The following is an 18,199-nucleotide window of genomic DNA, read 5'->3' on the forward strand; positions in this document are numbered from 1 at the left end:
AATTATTTTAATGGATGAGCCGTCTATGGGTCTTTCTCCGATTTTTGTAAATGAGATCTTTGACATCATCAAAGAAGTCAGTGCAGGCGGAACAACAGTATTGCTGGTTGAACAGAATGCGAAAAAGGCATTGTCCATCGCTGACCGGGCATATGTACTGGAGACTGGAAATATTGTAAAAGAAGCAGAAGCATCTGTATTAATGATGGATGATTCGATTAAGAAAGCATATCTGGGAGAATAACAGGAAAAGGAGGTTTTTATGGAAAATGTAATCGTAACGATTGCGAGGCAGTATGGAAGCGGCGGTAAAACAATCGGAGAGATGTTTGCCAGGAAAAACGGTATCAACTGCTATAACAGAGAGATTTTAAGAATGGCTTCTGATGAAAGCGGGATTGACGAAAAACTGTTTAACCAGGCTGATGAAAAATTAAAGAGCAGCCCTTTGTTTGGAATTACTAAGCGGGTTTATAAGGGAGAACTGATTCCGCCGGAAAGTGATGATTTCGTATCTAATGACAATCTATTTAACTATCAGGCAAAGGTAATCAAAGAACTGGCACAGGAAGAATCCTGCGTGATCATCGGACGGTGTGCGGATTTTGTTCTGAGGGATAATCCCAATGTTGTCAGCGTATTCGTACATGCGCCAAAGACTTATTGTATGGCAAGAGCTCTTGAGCGTTCCTCTCTCGGCTGGAAGGAAATGGAGAAATTCATCGCTAAAACGGATAAATACCGTGGGGATTACTATCGCTACTACACCGGAAGAGAATGGAATGATGCCAGAAACTATGATTTGTGTCTGGACAGCAGTAAACTGGGATTTGATAAGTGTGTGGAAGAAATAGAAGCATATATTAAAATCCGTTTCCGGGAAATGCTGGAAAACGAATAAAATGAATATCAGGCGCAGTGCCATAGGGTAAGAAAACAAAAACTGTTTTCTGGAAAATACCCGTTGGCACTGCGCCTGTTATATTTTCGGAATATTCATGTGGATCTGCGCATATCTTTGACCCTTGCGGCAGTCGCCAAATGGACGCGCCAGCGTGTCCGTTTGGCTCGTTGCTCGCGGGAATAAATGTGTGGCAAAATATTCGGCACGGTTACGATCATTGCTGTCAGGATCATTTTTGTCAGGATCATTGCTGTCAGGATGGAGCCCCGGGACCCTCCAGATAATTCCATGCGTTGTCAATTAAGATCTTCATGATGCGTTCTACTTCTCCGGCATCGGAATCTGTCAGATGTTCGGTGAGTATACGGTTCCATTTTTTTCGGACCTCATAGAGTTTCTGTATTGCCTCCCTGCCATGGGAGGTGATAAACAGACGGCTGATTCTTTTGTCGTACTTATCCTTTTCTCGGACAACATATCGAAGGGTTTCCAGTTTCCGGATGGCTCTGGCGGTGGTTCCTTTGTCAAAGTGTTCGGTTCCGGCAAGATCCAATATGCTGATACCTTCATGGTCTGCAATATGCAACAGAAAAAATTGCTGTCCGCCGCTGATTCCCACTTCTTCCAGCTCGCGGTCATAATACCGCTGGCTCAAACGGTAAAGAGAAGATGCGAGCCGGCTGATAGGGTAAATAATGTCATCATCGGTATGCATTTTATTTTCGCTCGCTCATCGGGACATATTCTCCGTCATCTAATACACTCTTGTATGCAGGACGGATAATTTTTCCCATGTTCATCAACTCTTCCAAGCGGTGAGCGCTCCAGCCGACTATTCTGGCAATGGCAAAAATAGGAGTAAAGAGCTGTTCCGGAATATCCAGCATGCTGTACACGAAGCCGCTGTAAAAATCCACGTTGGCGCTTACGCCTTTGTAGATGGCGCGCTCTCCTGCGATGATACGAGGAGCCATGGTCTCGATCATGGAGTATAATTTATAGTCATCTTCCCGGTGTTTATCTTCCGAAAGCTGTTTTACAAAGGATTTTAACACCTGGGCTCTTGGATCGGAAATGGAATATACCGCATGTCCCATGCCATAGATCAGACCTTTGCGGTCAAATGCCTCCCCGCGCATTAATTGCTCAAGGTAGTCATGTACCTGGGTTTCGTCGGTCCAGTCACTGACAGTTTCTTTTAAGTTCTGGATCATTTCCACTACTTTAATATTGGCACCGCCGTGTTTTGGTCCTTTCAGGGAAGCCAGGGCAGCTGCGACTGCAGAATAAGTATCGGTTCCCGAGGAGGTAACTACGTGTGTGGTAAATGTAGAGTTATTACCGCCGCCGTGTTCCATGTGGAGAATCAGGGCGAGATCCAGTACACGTGCTTCCAGGTCTGAATAGTTTTTATCCGGACGAAGTAGTCTTAAAAGGTTTTCGGCAGTGGAAAGGGATGGGTCAGGCTTATGTATGTATAAACTTTCATCGCACTCATAGTGATTGAAAGCATGGTATCCATATACAGCAAGCATAGGCATTACGCTGATGATCTTCAGGGACTGCTGCAGTACATTTTCCACAGAAATGTCGTCTGATTTGGGATCGTAATAGGACAGTGTCAAAATACTCTTTGCAAGAGAATTCATCATATCCTTATTAGGAGCTTTCATAACAACATCTCGTACAAAATTGGTAGGAAGAGTACGATAACTGCCCAGCAATTCCTTAAAATCATCTAATTCTTTCTGATTTGGCAGATTTCCGAAAATCAGAAGATATGCCGTTTCTTCAAATCCATATGTATTAGTTGTAATAAAGCCCTTAACCAGATCCTGTACGTTAATGCCGCGATATAAAAGCTTGCCTTCGCAAGGATAACTCTTCCCGTCTTTTTCAATAGAAGACTGAATATTGGATATTTTAGTGAGACCGGTCAGGACACCCTTGCCGTTGATATCTCGAAGGCCTCTTTTAACGTTATATTTCTCATAGAGTCCAAGGTCGATTTTACCATTTTCTTTGCATAGGCCGGTTAATTTCTGTAATTCCTGCTGTTCTTTATCATAGTTCATATAAATCAATCTCCTTTTCTTGTAAAAATTTCAGAACTTCGTTAAGGATGTCTTTGAAAATCATTGCAGCCAGTACAGAATTGCATAAATAGTCAAACATATACTGGTCACAGGTATTTACAAATCTCCTGGTACCGCCCGGGGTAAATACTTCGGGCGGTGCTAGTTCTGATGAGCAGGTGCAAAATGATTGCACATGCAACTAAAAAAAGAATACCATAAAATGATTGCATATGCAACTATTTTAAAAAAATTTAATATTTTATGTTACTATAGGATAAGTTTTGCGTGGGAATTCACAAATTCCCATGTATTAGCGTGAAAACTCCATTCAATTCAGAAAATATATATGATAAGATAATAAAAATTATAAATTGCTCTTAACAGGTGTTTGAAGAGTCAAAAACTACGCTGCAAGCAATGGGACATAAATTTGTAACGCTGCAACCCTCGCGGCAGTCGCCAAAAGGACATATACAGACTGTTATCAATCACAGGTTAGCGGAAAAGGAGAACATAAATGGGAATTGTAGTAAATGAACAGCAGAAGTTATTTACGTTAACGACAGATAATGCCGCCTATCAGATGAAAGTAAATGCATGGGGAATACTGCTTCATCAGTATTATGGAGGTAAGATAGATGGGGATGATATGGAATATCTATCCCAGATGTGGGACGTGTCCTTCGCAGGAAACCCTTATGAGGCAGGAAAGGACCGTACCTTTTCGCTGGATGTGCAGCCGCAGGAATATACCAGCAATGGAATCGGCGATTACCGCATTAACAGTATTGCGGTGGAAAATGCGGACGGAACCCGGGGAACAGATCTTCGCTATGTATCATATTCCATTGTACGCGGAAAATATGCTCTTCAGGGGCTTCCGGCCATGTATGGTGATGAAGAGGATGCAGACACGCTGGAAATTGTGCTAAAGGACATGGTAACAAATCTGGAAGTTACTTTATGCTATAGTGTATGGGAAAAGTTTGATATCATTACAAGAGCGGTTAAAATTAAAAATGGGAATCCGGAGCCTGTAATTTTGCAGAAAGCAGCTTCTGTGTGCCTGGACCTGCCTTATGGGGACTGGGATATGATGCATTTCCACGGACGTCACGCCATGGAGCGCCAGATGGAGCGGGTTCCTCTGTTTCATGGAATTCAGTCGGTGGGCAGCACGAGAGGATCGTCCAGCCACCATCACAATCCTTTTGTGATTCTCTGCGATAAAGATGCAACGGAAGATTACGGAAACTGTTATGGAATTTCACTGGTGTACAGCGGCGATTTTGAAGCTCAGATTGAGCTGGACCAGTTGAACCAGGTGCGTGCGGTAATGGGTATTCACAGCCAGAAGTTCGCTTATACACTGGAGTCTGGAGATGAGTTCATCACTCCCGAGGTTGTGATGGTTTACAGCGGAGAAGGCTTAGGTGCCATGTCAAGAAAACTCCACAAAGCATTCCAGCATCATCTGTGCAGAGGAAAATATAAAAAGCAGAGAAGACCGGTCCTTTTAAATAACTGGGAAGCAACTTATTTTGATTTTAACGAAGAAAAGATTTTAGACATTGCTAAAGGAGCCGCAAATCTGGGTGTGGAAATGCTGGTAATGGATGACGGTTGGTTTGGCAAGCGAAACGATGATACTACCGGTCTGGGAGACTGGGATGTGAATACAGAGAAATTAAAAGGCGGACTGGAACCCCTTGTGCAGCAGGTAAATGACCTTGGATTAAAATTTGGCATCTGGCTGGAGCCGGAAATGGTAAGCGAGGACAGTGATTTATACCGGGCGCATCCGGACTGGGCGTTTACCATGCCGGGCAGAAAGCCAAACCGTTCCCGCTTCCAGCTGGTTCTGGATATGACAAGAGAAGATGTAAGGGATTATCTGTTCACAAAGATCAGCAATATTTTAGACAGCGCCAATATCGAATATGTAAAATGGGATATGAACCGCAGCATTTGTGATCTGTACAGTGCAAATCTTCCCAAAGACCGCCAGATGGAGATTCCACACCGTTATGTACTGGGGCTTTATGATCTTCTGGAGAAGCTTACAGCAAAATATCCGGATGTGCTTTTTGAAGGCTGCAGCGGCGGAGGCGGACGTTTTGATCCAGGAATGCTATATTACTCACCGCAGTACTGGTGCAGCGATGATACGGATGCCATTGAGAGAGTCAAGATACAGTACGGGACATCCTTTGCGTACCCCATTTCTTCAGTAGGCTCCCATGTATCGGCAGTTCCAAACCACCAGACCGGAAGGATTACGCCTTTTGAAACGAGAGGTATTGTGGCTATGGCAGGAAGCTTTGGCTATGAATTGGATCTGAACAAACTTTCGGATGAAGAAAAAGGTATGGTAACAGAGCAGATCGAGAGATTCAAAAAATATTACGATGTCATTCATTTTGGAGATTACTACCGCCTCTCCAATCCATTTGAACGTGATGACTATGCAGCCTGGGAATATGTTTCCGTGGATAAATCAGAGGCACTTCTGCATGGTGTGGTACTCCAGGCAGTTGCAAATATGGCAAGAATCCATGTAAAGTTAAAGGGATTGGATCCCGATAAAAAATACCGTGTAAATGGAACGGATGAAATCCATAGTGGGAAAGCCCTTATGAACGGGGGAATCCTATTCCCGCGTACAGCCGGTGACTATCAGGCGGTGGAGTTTTCATTTACAGAAGTATAATTATGAGTTAGGATTATTATTAAACTGCCCTCTCTGTATAACAGGGGGCAGTTTTTATATTCTGATATGTCAGAGTCTTGTAGTTTTCTGTATTATCTCTTTCTACATGTGAGCTGCAGTTTCTGTTTCTTCTTCCTCAGCGGGAAGATATTTTTTAAAAATACGATAAAAAAACCAGGAACAAATCAGTGCAAGCAGAGCAAAGCCAAAGAAAAACCAGCAGAACAGATACAGGGGTGCCAGCTTTAAATCGGTAAAAGTAAGGCTTAATGGTATTACCCACAGCAGAGCCATTACTAAGGTTGATGGAATGTGCATGTAGGTGAATAGGAATGCATTTTTCATCTGGTTTTTGGTGGAGTTGGCAAATGCACCGATTACCGGGAAAATGTATAACAATTCGAAAACGACAATTGCTGAGATACCATAGGAAAGATACTTCAGCATATTTCCATAGGATGACTCTTGCGTAACCAAAAACTGTATATTGAAGATCAGTATAACGGCAATTACTACAAATACCAGCCAAACGATCGTGGATTGTTTAAAGTTTTCTTTAAAGGATTTTATAAAATCCTTTCTGGCAATGGTTTCATCCCCCTTTATCATTTTCATGCAGGAATAGTAAAGAGCAGTTGCAGATGCCCCTATGGTAAACAGTGGTATAGAACAGAGGATGAACAAAAGATTCAACGTGATAACATCTCCTACTTTGCCAAAAAATCTGTTTAAAAAGTTGTCTGGATTTAAGAATCCCATAATGGTCCCACCTTTCAGGTATCTTATACAGTATGTCTGTATGGTAATATGAAATTTAGTTAGAGCGTGTAAAAAAATTGCTTTCTCGCAGCTGTGCATCACACTTTGTGGGAGATTTGTCCCGGATGAAGGGCGCGTAGCGGGCTACGTAACCTGAATTCGGGGCAAATATGCCGCAAAGTGGGGCGTGCAGATGGCGGGAATGAATTTTCAAATACGCTCTAAAACAGTATAGCAGATGATATAAATCATTGTCAAAAATTATAGGTATTATTCTGTAAAATAGCAATGGTATAGTGTAAACAATCTATGTTAAATTTGTAATATCAGAAATCTTATGCGGTGTTATCATATATCCTGTATCCTGGCTGCCATCTGTTCGTTATCATCCAGGAGGAAATAAGAGGAAAAATGTAATCCTCCGGTATGATATTTGTGTTTTGGGCTAAAATAGTGGAGAAATGTCGTTTTCTCATAGAATAGGGCAAAAAACATGGAAAAATGTGATATTTATATGGTGCCATGGGATAATAATGCACAAAAAAATAACTAAAACATAGATATAATGTGCAAAAAATAAAGAGCAGACTTTTGATATTTTAAAGGAAAACCCTTTATGTGGTCAAAGTGCACATAAAAATTAATTTTAATTATGTATATATAACATTTTGACATAAAAACACTACGATTAACCATTTAACATTTTACCATATTTGATATAATAGGGACAAGTTAGAAAACACCGAATGAAAAAAGGTGAGCATACTGGAACATTAGACAATATTTATTTTAAAGGAGGAAATAAGTATGAAATTGAAAAAGGTAGTAACTTTGACTATGGCAGCAGCAATGGCGTTATCACTTACCGCGTGCGGGGGTGGATCCGGCAGTACGGAAGGAACAAAAGCACCGGAAACTCAGGCAGCCGGAGATACACAGGCTGCAGAAGAGACACAGGCTGCAGGAAGTGAATCTGCAGAGAATACCGCTTCTGGTGATGCTCTGTCCGTTATGATCTGGGACGCAAACCAGGAGCCGGGCATAAATCAAATTCTGGGTGACTTTACAACAAAAACGGGAATCAAGACCAATCTCCAGGTTGTAACTTGGGACGAATATTGGACGCTGTTAGAGGCCGGTGCCCAGGGTGGAACTTTACCGGATGTTTTCTGGATGCATTCTAATGAAAGTTCCAGATATATGTCCAACGACATGTTATTAGACTTAACAGATAAGATTTCCGGCAGTGATGTAATTGATCCGGCGAACTATCCGGAAGATATCTGGGGGCTGTATACTTACGATGAAAAGTATTATGCAGTTCCAAAGGACGTGGATACCGTAGCATTGGTATATAATAAGAAAATGTTTGATGATGCCGGAGTTGCTTATCCGGATGATACCTGGACCTGGGATACCTTTGTGGAAACTGCTAAAAAACTGACGAAAGATGATGGCAGCCAGTATGGAACCGCAATCCGCAATACCAATAACCAGGATGGTTATTACAATATGATTTATGATATGGGCGGTAAGGTTATCAGCGATGACAAGAAAACTTCCGGTTATGACGACCCAAATACAATCAAAGGAATGCAGATTATCGAACAGATGATTAAAGACGGTTCCATGCCAAGCCAGGAGACAATGTCTGAGACAAATCCGGAGGCATTATTTACTTCCGGAAAAGTTGCGATGATTCCCCAGGGTTCCTGGATGGTTGCTTACTATCGTGACAATGAATATTCCAAAGAAAACGCAAGCTTTGCGGTAATTCCAAGCGCACCGGACGGAACAAGAAAGACAATCTATAACGGACTGGGCTGGGCAGCTGCAGCAAATGGTTCCCATACAGACGAAGCATGGCAGTTAATCGAATATTTAGGTTCAAAAGAAGCACAGGAAAAACAGGCACAGTTAGGTGTTACCATGTCAGCTTATAACGGAACCTCAGATGCATGGGCACAGTCTGTACCGGAATTTAATCTCCAGTCTTTCCTGGATGTTATGAAACCGGAAAACATGGTGATCAGACCATATTCTATAAAGACAGTTACCTGGGAAAACAAGGTTAGCGAAATCTTAAAGAATGCATGGACCGGTGATAAGAGCATGGAAGATGCTTGTAAAGAAGCAGCAACAGAAATGAATGCAATTCTTGCAGAGGAGTAATGCTTCTAATAAATGAATTAGCAGCTTAGAAAAGGTGCCAGAGTCTGTTTAAAATGTAAGCCGGAAAGCTATTTTAGACATGCTCTGGCGTAATGGTGAAGATTGCACCTTTTTTACGCTTTCATCCAATGATTTGCAATACATAAAAAGAGGAGTGAGGATATGGCAAAACCAAGAGCAAAAGGAACCGCACGTGCCCGCAATGAGTTTCTCTGGGGCTGGGCGTTTATATTACCAACTATGATAGGTTTGATTGTCTTGAATATTATCCCGATTATTCAGACGATTTACCAGAGTTTTTTCAAGACCGGAGATTTTGGCAAAGGAAATATATTTGTTGGCGCAGCTAATTATACCAAGTTATTCAATGATGGCCAGGTATGGCAGGCGCTTTTAAATACCTTTAAATACGCAATTGTGGAAGTGCCTTTTTCAATCGCAATTGCACTAGTATTGGCCGTTCTTCTGAATCGCAAGATGAAGGGACGCAGCGTATACAGAACGATTTTTTTCCTGCCGATGGTTGCTGCTCCAGCAGCGATTGCAATGGTCTGGAGATGGTTATATAACTCTGATTTTGGTTTGATCAACAATCTGCTCCATACAAAAACAAACTGGATTTCCAATCCTAAGATCGCAGTATTTGCCATTGCAGTTATCGGCGTTTGGTCAATCATCGGTTACAATATGGTATTGTTCCTGTCTGGATTACAGGAGGTTCCCCATGATTATTATGAAGCTGCGGAAATTGACGGCGCCACCGGAATCAAGCAGTTTTTCCATATTACCATTCCGCTGATCTCCCCTACGATTTTCTTTGTATTAGTTACAAGAGTGATCGGTGCCTTACAGGTATTTGACTTGATCTTCATGGTGATGGATAAATCCAATCCGGCGCTGGAAAAGACCCAGTCACTGGTGTATCTGTTCTACCGTTATTCCTTTACGGAGAAAAACCTCGGTTACGGTTCAACAATCGTTGTGCTGCTTCTTGTAGTAATCATGATTATTACCGTATTCCAAATGATCGGACAGAAAAAATGGGTTCACTATAATTAGAAGGAGGGAAAGCAATGGAAACAAAGAGAAAAGCTGTTTCGGTATTGATTCATGTCATATTGATTTTAATTTCTATTACCATGCTTGTGCCTTTCCTCTGGATGATATTAACGGCATTTAAATCGGTAACAGAAGCAACGCAGGTAGACCCGTTTGTAATTTTCCCCAAGGTGTGGAGAACAGACGCATTTAAGGCGGTATGGAATAATATGAACTTCCTGCTGCTTTATAAAAATACATTATTGTTAATTGTTGGAAGAGTTTTGTGTGCGGTTATCACGGCTACTATGGCGGGGTATGCCTTCGGACGTCTGAATTTTAAAGGAAAAAACCTGATGTTTTCACTGGTGTTATTCCAGATGATGATACCGGCACAGATTTTTATCATTCCTCAGTACTTAATGATCAGTAAAATGGGTATGATGAATACCATTTTTGCGCTGGTCTTCCCGGGTCTTGTTACAGCATTTGGAACCTTTCTGCTGAGACAGGGATACATGGGACTGCCAAATGATCTGGAAGAGGCAGCGAGACTGGACGGCTGTAATATCGGACAGACATTCCTTTTTATTATGGCACCGCTCACAAGATCAGCAATGGTGGCACTGGGTATCTTTACAGCGGTATTCGCATTTAAAGACCTGATGTGGCCGATGATTGTAAATACAGACAAGAATATGCTTACCCTGTCTGCAGCACTGGCTAAAATGCAGGGACAGTATGTAACAAAGTTCCCGGAACTGATGGCGGCATCTCTGATCGCCTGCCTGCCGATGATCATTATTTATGTAATCTTCCAAAAACAGTTCATCGAAGGTATTGCAACCTCTGGTGGGAAATTATAAGGAGAAATACAAAAGGGGACGCTTAAAACGCCCCCTTTTACACTCAGAAGCTTTGGATTAAATTGCTTACAATGAGCGTACATTTACGTAATCATTTTTTTTACCCAGTGTCACAAGCTGCTCCGGCATTTCCCGGAATGCCTTTGGGCTGACACTGTATTTTTGTTTAAATATCTTGGAAAAAGCCAATGGGTCGTCATAGCCAACCTGGATCGCAATCGTACTGATTGGTAAAGCCGTTTTTTGTAGGAGAGAAGCCGCTTTATTCATACGAAGATTTACCAGGAATTCCTGTGGTGAGACACCCATTGCTTTTTTAAAGCTATTGGTAAGATAGCTTCGGTTAATGCCGATATAATTAGCCAGGTCATTAATTTTTATCTTTTTCGAGTAGTTGTGGGACATAAAATTAATGGCATGCTTTACATAGATTGCTCCGGAATAATCGTAGTTAATATGCTCCTGATCCCGAAGGGAATAGTCTTCAATGATGAAAGCCATAAATTGCATTAATAAGCTGCCCCGCTTTAGTTCATTTGCGTATGTAAGCTGTCGAGCTTCCAGCATTTGGGAAATACAGGAAATCAGCTTGTCCGTACAATTAAGTGAAATAGTAGGTTCTTCTTTTGAAAAACCGGCATTTGAAATGCATTCATAGGACTTCAGACCATTAAATCCTATCCAAATATATGACCAGGGATCTTCTTTATCAGCCTCGTAATAACTCTCTACACCAGGTGTAATTAAAAAAGCCTGATCCTTTTCCAGAGGATATATTTCTTTGCCTACTTGAAAAAAGCCTCTGCCTTTCGTTATGACATGTATTACATATTCCGTCCTGGTCTGGGGCCCAAAGCCAAATCCGGCTTCACAATTTTCAATCCCACAATAGCTCAGGTACAGATCCACATAGTCACGCTGCAGGTCTTCCAGACACTTGTAGTTGGCAGAGTCGGTATAACCAACCTGTAATTCCATGTAATCCCCTCCTCTATTTAACTGTATGTTTATTATAATATAGCGGGGGAAATGCGTCAACTTAAAGAGGGTGTGGGGATTGCAGAGAAACAGGCATTTTCTGACTCTATAGAAAAGTATATTCTGAATACATATTGACAGCAAAGAATTAGTTTGCTATTATTTTTAATAAGATAGTGGTTAGATGCGAAATTTATCTATTTATAAGCATTAAGCACTAAATTCTAATTTCTGATTTTATTCTACGCTTTATTTCAAAGCGAAATTCAATTAAAAAATAAAAATATAAATTCAGCCATTATCTTATATGTGGAGCAATTTCTGATTTGCTCTGTTTTTGAAATAGGTAAATTTCTGCATTAGTATATGGAAAGTGAGGTTATATGCAGGAAATGGTTGCCCTGGCACTGACTCCGCTGATGCTGGGAAAAATATCAATGAAAGACAGGATAAAGAATGCACTTCAGATTGTCGGCAGAGAAATTTGTTTAAAAGCAGAAGAAGCCCAAAAGATACAAGCCGTAATTTACGCACTTGCAGAAAAGTTTTTAAAATATGAAGAAATAAATGAAGTAAAGGAGGTAATGAATATGACAAGATTAGGTCAAATGCTGGTAGATGATGGGATTTCTCAGGGGATAGTTCAGGGATTATCTCAGGGGCTGTCTCAGGGAAAGGCAGAAGCTATCGTAGAATTTCTGGGTATGAAAGGTACTGTATCAGATGATTTGAGGCAGAAAATTATATCTGAAAAGGATGTGGACAAATTGTCGGGGTGGATAAGAATAGCGGCAGCTTCTAATTCAGTTGATGACTTTCAGAAATTGATGTAAAAATCTGCAACTGCGTTTATTTTTATTTATTTATGTACTGGATAAATATAAAGCATTAAGAGTGGAAGGATAAAAAAGGGGCACCCTAATTACTGCATTTAGGGCGCCCCTGATATAGTATGTTTATCGGATTATTACTGGAAATCTTTCATGTAATCCCCATGTGCTTCGATTAATTCATCACACATTTTTTTAATGTCAGTGATATTAAGTTCCGCTCCGGTATGGGGGTCCATCATAGCAGCCTGGTAGATATGGCTGCGGTCTTTGGTAACGGCTGCTTCAATGGTCAGCAGCTGAGGATTAATATTAGTCATATTCATAGCAGCTAACTGTACCGGTAGACGTCCTACGTGGCATGGAGTAACTCCGCTGCCGTCTACAAGGCATGGAACTTCTACACAGGCATCTGCAGGCAGATTGTCAATCAAACCGGTATTTAATACGTTACCGCCTATTTTATAAGGTTTATTAGTAACCACGGCTTCCATAATGTAAGAAGCGTATTCCAGGGAACGTTCATGGGTGATCTTGCCATCCTTCAGAATAGAGGCCTTTTCACTTTCCCACTCAGCGATCTGTTTGATACATCTTCTTGGATATTCATCTAAAGGAATATTGTATGCTTCAATCAGTTCCGGATATTTGGATTTAATGAAGAAAGAATTATATTCGGAGTTATGTTCACTGGATTCTGTACAGTAATATCCCAATGTATTAATATATTCGTAACGAACCATGTCATCATGTTTTTCTTCTGCATTTTTCTTTGCAGCACGTTCACGGATTTCGGGATATAGATCATTTCCGTCCTGATCACGGAGATCCAGAAGCCATCCCATATGATTGATTCCGGCGATGAGTTCCCGTCTGCCATCCAGTTTATCTTCCATGCCAAGGGCTTTCATCAGATCTTCAGAACATTTCTGAACGCTGTGGCACAGACCTACGGTTTTAATTTTGGTATAGCGCTGCATATAACCGGTTAACATAGCCATAGGGTTGGTATAATTCATAAAAAGAGTGTCTGGGCATACTTCTTCCATATCTTTTGCAAAATCAGCCATAACCGGAATAGTACGCAGGGCTCTCATAATACCGCCGATTCCCAGGGTATCTGCAATTGTCTGCCTTAAGCCGTATTTTTTGGGGATTTCAAAGTCTGTAATCGTGCAGGGATCATATCCGCCTACCTGTATTGCATTCACAACAAAATTTGCATTACGGAGTGCATCTTTACGATTTTCTACTCCTAAATAAGTCTTAATGGTAGCTCGTCCTTCATTTACGTTTTTGTTGATTGCCTGTAAAATAATTTCTGAATCTTCAAGACGCTGCCTGTCGATGTCATAGAGTGCTATTTCACTTTCGCATAAAGCTGGGGTGCACATACAGTCACCCAGTACATTTCTTGCAAATATAGTGCTTCCGGCACCCATAAATGTTATTTTAATCATATGAGACCTCCTGGTTTTAAGTGGATTATATTTGTTATCTGTTGTAAATTATTATATAATATATCCTATGGAGAGACTATCTAAATTGTTTCGTAAAAATTGTTGATTTGTTGAAAGGTAATAGAAAGGAGGATATATGGAAAGCAGGTATTCAAAGTCTCTGTCGGTGTATTATGCCGGGCGGGAGAAATGTGAATCCGGTCATTTTTTTGGACCGGCATTGCGTCCCCACTACTTGATGCATGTGGTTTTGAAAGGAAAGGGGACCTATGAAACAGGAGGACAAAAATTTTATTTGCAGCAGGGCGAGGCTTTTTTAATTTATCCAAATGAGATGACCCTGTACAGGGCAGATGACCGGGAGCCCTGGGAGTATGCCTGGGTTGCTTTTGATGGATATGAGGCAAAGCGGATATTAAAACGAACCGGGTTTCGGGAACATAAACTGACCTTTCACCCGGAACAGACAGATCTGTTTTTAGAAAGAATGGAAAAACTTGCTCAGATCTTTTTGGAGCATGAAGAAGATGAATTTGAACTGACCGGTATGTTCTATCAGGTCATGGCACTTATGGTGAGAGAATCGGATGAACCACAAGAAAGTTATGAACAGCAGTATTTCCAAAAGGCGGTTGACTATATCTGCCATAACTATGGATACCCCATTAAAATCAGCGATATCGCCAAGTATGTTGGAATTGACCGGACTTATCTGTATAAAATCTTTATGGAGGTTGAGCAGTGTGCACCAAAGCAGTTTTTAATTCAATTCCGCTTAAAAACAGCTATGAATATGCTGGAAACGAGGAAGTACAGTATCACAGAAACTGCGTATTCCTGTGGATTTAAGGACGCAGCCTCATTTTGCAATCATTTTAAGAAGTTTACAGATATGACGCCGAAACAGTATCAGCGGTATCAGAATAGTATCAAGTAGGCTGGCTGAGGCAGGGACGCTTTGCAGCAGCAGATTACTGCCGCAAAGCAGGTTTATCCAGCATGATGGGACCCATGGGCTGTGAAGGATTAAAGCTTCCGCTGTATCATATCCGGCTTCACCGCGTATTCCATGGCGGTCTTAGCTGTTATCAGGCCTTTTTTGCAGAGGTTTACCAGACTGGCATCCATGGAGAACATGGAATCCGAAGAGGAAGAATATAAAGTCCCGTCGATCTGTGGGATTTTGTTCTCACGGATCATATTCCGGATTGCAGGGGTCAGTGTCAATACCTCAAAGGCAGGAATCAGTTTTCCGTCAACGGATGGAACCAGCTGTTGGGATACAACTGCCTGTAATGCCATGGATAACTGGACGGTGATCTGAGTCTGCTGGCTTGGCGGGAATACATCGATAATTCTTCCTACGGTATTTACAGCCCCTATGGTGTGGAGGGTGGAGAATACCAGATGACCCGTTTCTGCAGCGGTCATGGCGACCTGTATTGTCTCAAAGTCACGCATTTCACCAAGCAGAATGACGTCCGGGCTTTGCCGCAGAGCAGCCCGCAGAGCGATGAGATAGCTTTCCGTATCCGTATTAATCTCACGCTGGCTTACAATACTTTTTTTATGGCGGTGCAAATGCTCCAGAGGGTCTTCCAGTGTGATGATATGCCTTTCCTTGGTGGAGTTAATGGCATCGATCAGACAGGCGAGTGTTGTGGACTTTCCGCTTCCCGCAGGACCGGTAACCAGAACGAGCCCTTTGTTAAATTCTGCAAGCCGCAGGATATGATCACCAATTCCGAATTCCTTTGGGTCAGGCAGGTTAAAACGTATGATTCTGATTACCGCAGACAGGGAACCACGCTGGCGGTATGCATTGATTCGAAATCTGGAGAGGCCGGTGATGGAAAAAGAAAAATCATCATCTCCTTTATCCAGAAGAATCTGCATAGATCTGTTTCCGGCAAGTTGATATATTTCCGTTATGATCGTTTCGGTATCGTTTGGCATAAGCCGATCTGAGTTGTCATGCACCATAGTGCCGTTAACTTTATAGGACAGAGGAAGCCCGGCTACAATAAAAACATCTGATGCCACGGCTTCAACTGCATGCTCCAAGAGCTCATTTATTTCCATGAAAAATCCTCCTAAAATTCAGATTCAAAAGTTCCGTTGAATACAGGTACGTTACTTTCCGGTTCCCAGCTGCTGTCTGACTGGCTGTTCCAGGTGATAATACGATAGAAGTGTTCACCGGTTTGTGTTGGGAAATGCAGTTCGAGAGTTACGTTCAATATCTGATTTTCCGTAATCGGCACCTCATAGGACATTCTGGGTGATGAAAGATCCTGGTTAAAGGTATAGGTACCCGCATCTGACAGCACTTTTACTATGTGAGTATAATAAGACTCGGCGTCGGAAAAAGACTGCGAGTTATATTCTCTGTATAAAATATCATCAATTTCAGCCAGTTCCTGCTTGGCTTTTAAGTCCGCCTGATAATAGGCACTGGTATGGTCTGCATTCTTCTTGCTCAATTGATAATCCATGTTGGCATTTACAATAGAAAGAATGGCAAAGGTTACCAGACACAAAAGTACAAATACAAGCAGAATGGAAGAAGTTCCGATATTTAAAAAAGTGTGCTTCTTTTTCTTTTTCATCATAAACGGCCTTTCTGTCACTCAAGTGTATGAGGAATGTTTATTTGGGTTGCAAGAGAATATATCAGCTTTTCCGGTTTTTCTGTTTCATAGGATGAGATGGAGACGCTTTTTTCTGTATCCCCGGTAACGGTAGCGATCAGCGTAAACTTGCCATCAGCTTCATTGCATTTCTCCCAGGAGGCATTATAATAGAAGCGTATGGAATCTCCGTCAGCCACACTTTCGGGGAAAAGTGACTGCACTTCTTCCAGGGATCCGCCGCAGCTTTCCAGCACTTCAGCCGTATTTGATACCAGCCGGGATGCCGTGCTCAAATTTTTAGAACTCTGGCTGAGCAAGAAAGATTTTGAAAATAGCTGAATGCAGATGCCGCTTGCTACTGTGAAAAACAATATGGCAATAATTAATTCGATTAAAAATAAACTGGATTTGGAAGGAGTATTTTTTTTCATATGGATCCTTCTTTCTTATTCTATGTCTTCCGAAGCGTGCTAATAAATTGCTTTTTAATGGCTGTCACGATTGACTTTCCGATTCTGCTCTCGGATGGATATAGAGGTCGATACGATTACCATCCTCTGTAGAAACAGCAAAATGGTATAGTCCATCCCGTACTTCTTCCATATTAAGTGAGGTAATATCTGTAATAGACTGGCCTGAAGAAGCGGATACGGCAGAGTCTGCCTTGGCAAACAGCTCCTTCAACTCACTCTGATCCTCATATATATAAGTAATATAGTCCTGCCCTTCATATTGGGTCTTAAGAGCAAGGGCATCGGTGCCGGACAGACTTGTAATGGATATATCTCCGGTACCGTCAGCCTGCCGGATCTTTTCTGATATATAGGATAAGGCGGTATGGGAAGAATTATTTTCTGCCATCTGCCCGGCGGTAGAGCGATAAACGTTAGAACCGATCAGAACCACAAATAGCGCTGAAGCTGCGAAAACACAGAACAGGGACAGGGTGAATACTATATCAATAACGTGTTCCTTTGACCGGAAATTCTTCATAAGGCAGCCTCCTATTTTTTAACAATGGTTATATCTGGCATAATATTAGAACCAAAGGGCTCGTAATGGATAATATACTTATTTTCATCAAATGCCACAGCATAATGTGCCAGCAGGTCTTCCAGGGTATCCGGATAAGAACCGGTGAGGGCGTAGTTCTGTACGGCACAGCGCCTCAGGGCATCAGCCAGGGTTCTCTGCTGTTCTGCATCAGTTGTAGCTGAGATATTGCCAATTCCATATAAAAATATAATCATAACAAGTCCAAAAGTACAAATCGGTATCAGGAAACCGGCTCTTATTCTGCGGTGAAAAGGTAACTGGTGAAAACGGTTCATAACAATACCTCCTAAAACGGTCCGATGCTGGACATGATACCCATAAGCGGCAGCATAACAGAAAGCAGGATAACACCTACTATGATAGAAAGAGCAACAACGAGAGAAGGTTCCAGGACAGCAATCAATTTTTCGATCCGGTTGTCAACCTCTTCCTCATACTGGTCAGCTACTTTCCTCATCACTTCATCTACATTACCGGTTTTAAAACCCACTGCAATCATTCGTGCATAGACTCCTGAGAAAAGTTCAGAACGGGTAACGGCATGGGAAAAGCTTTCCCCTTCTTCCAGGGCAGCCTGGCACTTTTTGATCTTTTCCTGTAATTCCGTGTTATCAACCAGCTTTGAGGTCATGGTCAGGCTCTGGTCTATGTCCAGACCGCTGCTCAGCGTAAGGAACATACCGCTGGCAAAACGTCCCAGGGCTATCTTGTGCTG

The 18,199-nt window shown here is 41.9% G+C and carries 19 protein-coding genes and 1 pseudogene; 8 read left to right on the forward strand and 12 right to left on the reverse strand.

The features are described from left to right. Window positions 1-244 (forward strand): annotated as a pseudogene (locus ACH2DQ_RS11695) (ABC transporter ATP-binding protein); the annotation flags it as partial. 18 nt (window positions 245-262) lie between these two features. After that, window positions 263-901: an AAA family ATPase gene (locus tag ACH2DQ_RS11700; RefSeq protein WP_394910978.1), complete on the forward strand. Its 639-nt coding sequence runs from the start codon at window positions 263-265 to the stop codon at window positions 899-901. 256 nt (window positions 902-1,157) lie between these two features. Here ACH2DQ_RS11700 and ACH2DQ_RS11705 read toward each other — a convergent pair whose 3' ends face one another. Beyond that, the gene (locus tag ACH2DQ_RS11705; protein WP_394910979.1) at window positions 1,158-1,619 is read right to left on the reverse strand and encodes a MarR family winged helix-turn-helix transcriptional regulator; all 462 of its coding nucleotides are present in this window, start codon (window positions 1,617-1,619) and stop codon (window positions 1,158-1,160) included. Between the two features lies 1 nt (window position 1,620). Beyond that, a complete protein-coding gene (locus ACH2DQ_RS11710; protein WP_394910980.1) occupies window positions 1,621-2,979 on the reverse strand; it encodes a citrate/2-methylcitrate synthase in 1,359 nt (452 codons plus the stop codon). 520 nt (window positions 2,980-3,499) lie between these two features. Here ACH2DQ_RS11710 and ACH2DQ_RS11715 point away from each other — a divergent pair. Next, a complete protein-coding gene (locus ACH2DQ_RS11715; protein ID WP_394910981.1) occupies window positions 3,500-5,692 on the forward strand; it encodes an alpha-galactosidase in 2,193 nt (730 codons plus the stop codon). A 102-nt stretch (window positions 5,693-5,794) separates the two neighbouring features. Here ACH2DQ_RS11715 and ACH2DQ_RS11720 read toward each other — a convergent pair whose 3' ends face one another. Both ACH2DQ_RS11720 and ACH2DQ_RS11725 read right to left on the reverse strand, forming a co-directional pair. Beyond that, the gene (locus ACH2DQ_RS11720; RefSeq protein ID WP_394910982.1) at window positions 5,795-6,451 is read right to left on the reverse strand and encodes a YesL family protein; all 657 of its coding nucleotides are present in this window, start codon (window positions 6,449-6,451) and stop codon (window positions 5,795-5,797) included. 55 nt (window positions 6,452-6,506) lie between these two features. Next, window positions 6,507-6,740 (reverse strand): DUF6783 domain-containing protein, encoded by a 234-nt coding sequence (locus ACH2DQ_RS11725; protein ID WP_395026835.1) that lies wholly within the window; start codon window positions 6,738-6,740, stop codon window positions 6,507-6,509. 518 nt (window positions 6,741-7,258) lie between these two features. On the opposite strand from ACH2DQ_RS11725, the gene ACH2DQ_RS11730 reads away from it, so the two are divergent. The 3 genes from ACH2DQ_RS11730 to ACH2DQ_RS11740 all read left to right on the forward strand — a co-directional run bounded on the left by ACH2DQ_RS11730 (window position 7,259) and on the right by ACH2DQ_RS11740 (window position 10,527). Further along, entirely contained in the window at window positions 7,259-8,623 is a 1,365-nt protein-coding gene (locus tag ACH2DQ_RS11730) for an ABC transporter substrate-binding protein (protein ID WP_394910984.1), read from the forward strand. Window positions 8,624-8,785: 162 nt separating this feature from the next. Then, window positions 8,786-9,682 carry a carbohydrate ABC transporter permease gene (locus tag ACH2DQ_RS11735; RefSeq protein WP_394910985.1) on the forward strand — a complete coding sequence of 299 codons (897 nt, stop codon included), beginning with the start codon at window positions 8,786-8,788 and terminating at the stop codon, window positions 9,680-9,682. A gap of 14 nt (window positions 9,683-9,696) precedes the next feature. Continuing rightward, on the forward strand, window positions 9,697-10,527 hold the full coding sequence (locus tag ACH2DQ_RS11740; RefSeq protein ID WP_394910986.1) for a carbohydrate ABC transporter permease: 831 nt from the start codon (window positions 9,697-9,699) through the stop codon (window positions 10,525-10,527). A 66-nt stretch (window positions 10,528-10,593) separates the two neighbouring features. Here ACH2DQ_RS11740 and ACH2DQ_RS11745 read toward each other — a convergent pair whose 3' ends face one another. After that, complete coding sequence (locus ACH2DQ_RS11745; protein WP_394910987.1) at window positions 10,594-11,505, reverse strand: AraC family transcriptional regulator; 912 nt, start codon at window positions 11,503-11,505, stop codon at window positions 10,594-10,596. Window positions 11,506-11,888: 383 nt separating this feature from the next. On the opposite strand from ACH2DQ_RS11745, the gene ACH2DQ_RS11750 reads away from it, so the two are divergent. Further along, window positions 11,889-12,338, forward strand: a complete 450-nt coding sequence (locus tag ACH2DQ_RS11750) for a hypothetical protein (RefSeq protein WP_394910988.1) — start codon at window positions 11,889-11,891, stop codon at window positions 12,336-12,338. 134 nt (window positions 12,339-12,472) lie between these two features. Here ACH2DQ_RS11750 and ACH2DQ_RS11755 read toward each other — a convergent pair whose 3' ends face one another. Beyond that, complete coding sequence (locus ACH2DQ_RS11755; protein ID WP_394910989.1) at window positions 12,473-13,795, reverse strand: alpha-glucosidase/alpha-galactosidase; 1,323 nt, start codon at window positions 13,793-13,795, stop codon at window positions 12,473-12,475. A 136-nt stretch (window positions 13,796-13,931) separates the two neighbouring features. On the opposite strand from ACH2DQ_RS11755, the gene ACH2DQ_RS11760 reads away from it, so the two are divergent. Beyond that, a complete protein-coding gene (locus tag ACH2DQ_RS11760) occupies window positions 13,932-14,732 on the forward strand; it encodes an AraC family transcriptional regulator (protein ID WP_394910990.1) in 801 nt (266 codons plus the stop codon). An 89-nt stretch (window positions 14,733-14,821) separates the two neighbouring features. Here the strand turns inward: ACH2DQ_RS11760 and ACH2DQ_RS11765 are convergent, their stop codons facing one another. The 6 genes from ACH2DQ_RS11765 to ACH2DQ_RS11790 form a co-directional block, all read right to left on the reverse strand. After that, the gene (locus ACH2DQ_RS11765) at window positions 14,822-15,877 is read right to left on the reverse strand and encodes a type IV pilus twitching motility protein PilT (protein WP_394910991.1); all 1,056 of its coding nucleotides are present in this window, start codon (window positions 15,875-15,877) and stop codon (window positions 14,822-14,824) included. A gap of 11 nt (window positions 15,878-15,888) precedes the next feature. After that, entirely contained in the window at window positions 15,889-16,407 is a 519-nt protein-coding gene (locus ACH2DQ_RS11770; RefSeq protein ID WP_394910992.1) for a hypothetical protein, read from the reverse strand. A 14-nt stretch (window positions 16,408-16,421) separates the two neighbouring features. Further along, the gene (locus tag ACH2DQ_RS11775; protein WP_394910993.1) at window positions 16,422-16,859 is read right to left on the reverse strand and encodes a hypothetical protein; all 438 of its coding nucleotides are present in this window, start codon (window positions 16,857-16,859) and stop codon (window positions 16,422-16,424) included. A 64-nt stretch (window positions 16,860-16,923) separates the two neighbouring features. Next, window positions 16,924-17,421, reverse strand: a complete 498-nt coding sequence (locus ACH2DQ_RS11780; protein ID WP_394910994.1) for a DUF4860 domain-containing protein — start codon at window positions 17,419-17,421, stop codon at window positions 16,924-16,926. An 11-nt stretch (window positions 17,422-17,432) separates the two neighbouring features. Beyond that, window positions 17,433-17,759 (reverse strand): hypothetical protein, encoded by a 327-nt coding sequence (locus tag ACH2DQ_RS11785; RefSeq protein ID WP_394910995.1) that lies wholly within the window; start codon window positions 17,757-17,759, stop codon window positions 17,433-17,435. Between the two features lie 11 nt (window positions 17,760-17,770). After that, on the reverse strand, window positions 17,771-18,199 hold a 429-nt coding region (locus tag ACH2DQ_RS11790), incomplete at its 5' end, for a type II secretion system F family protein (RefSeq protein ID WP_395026841.1).

The sequence above is a fragment of the Robinsoniella sp. genome, from assembly GCF_034124845.1.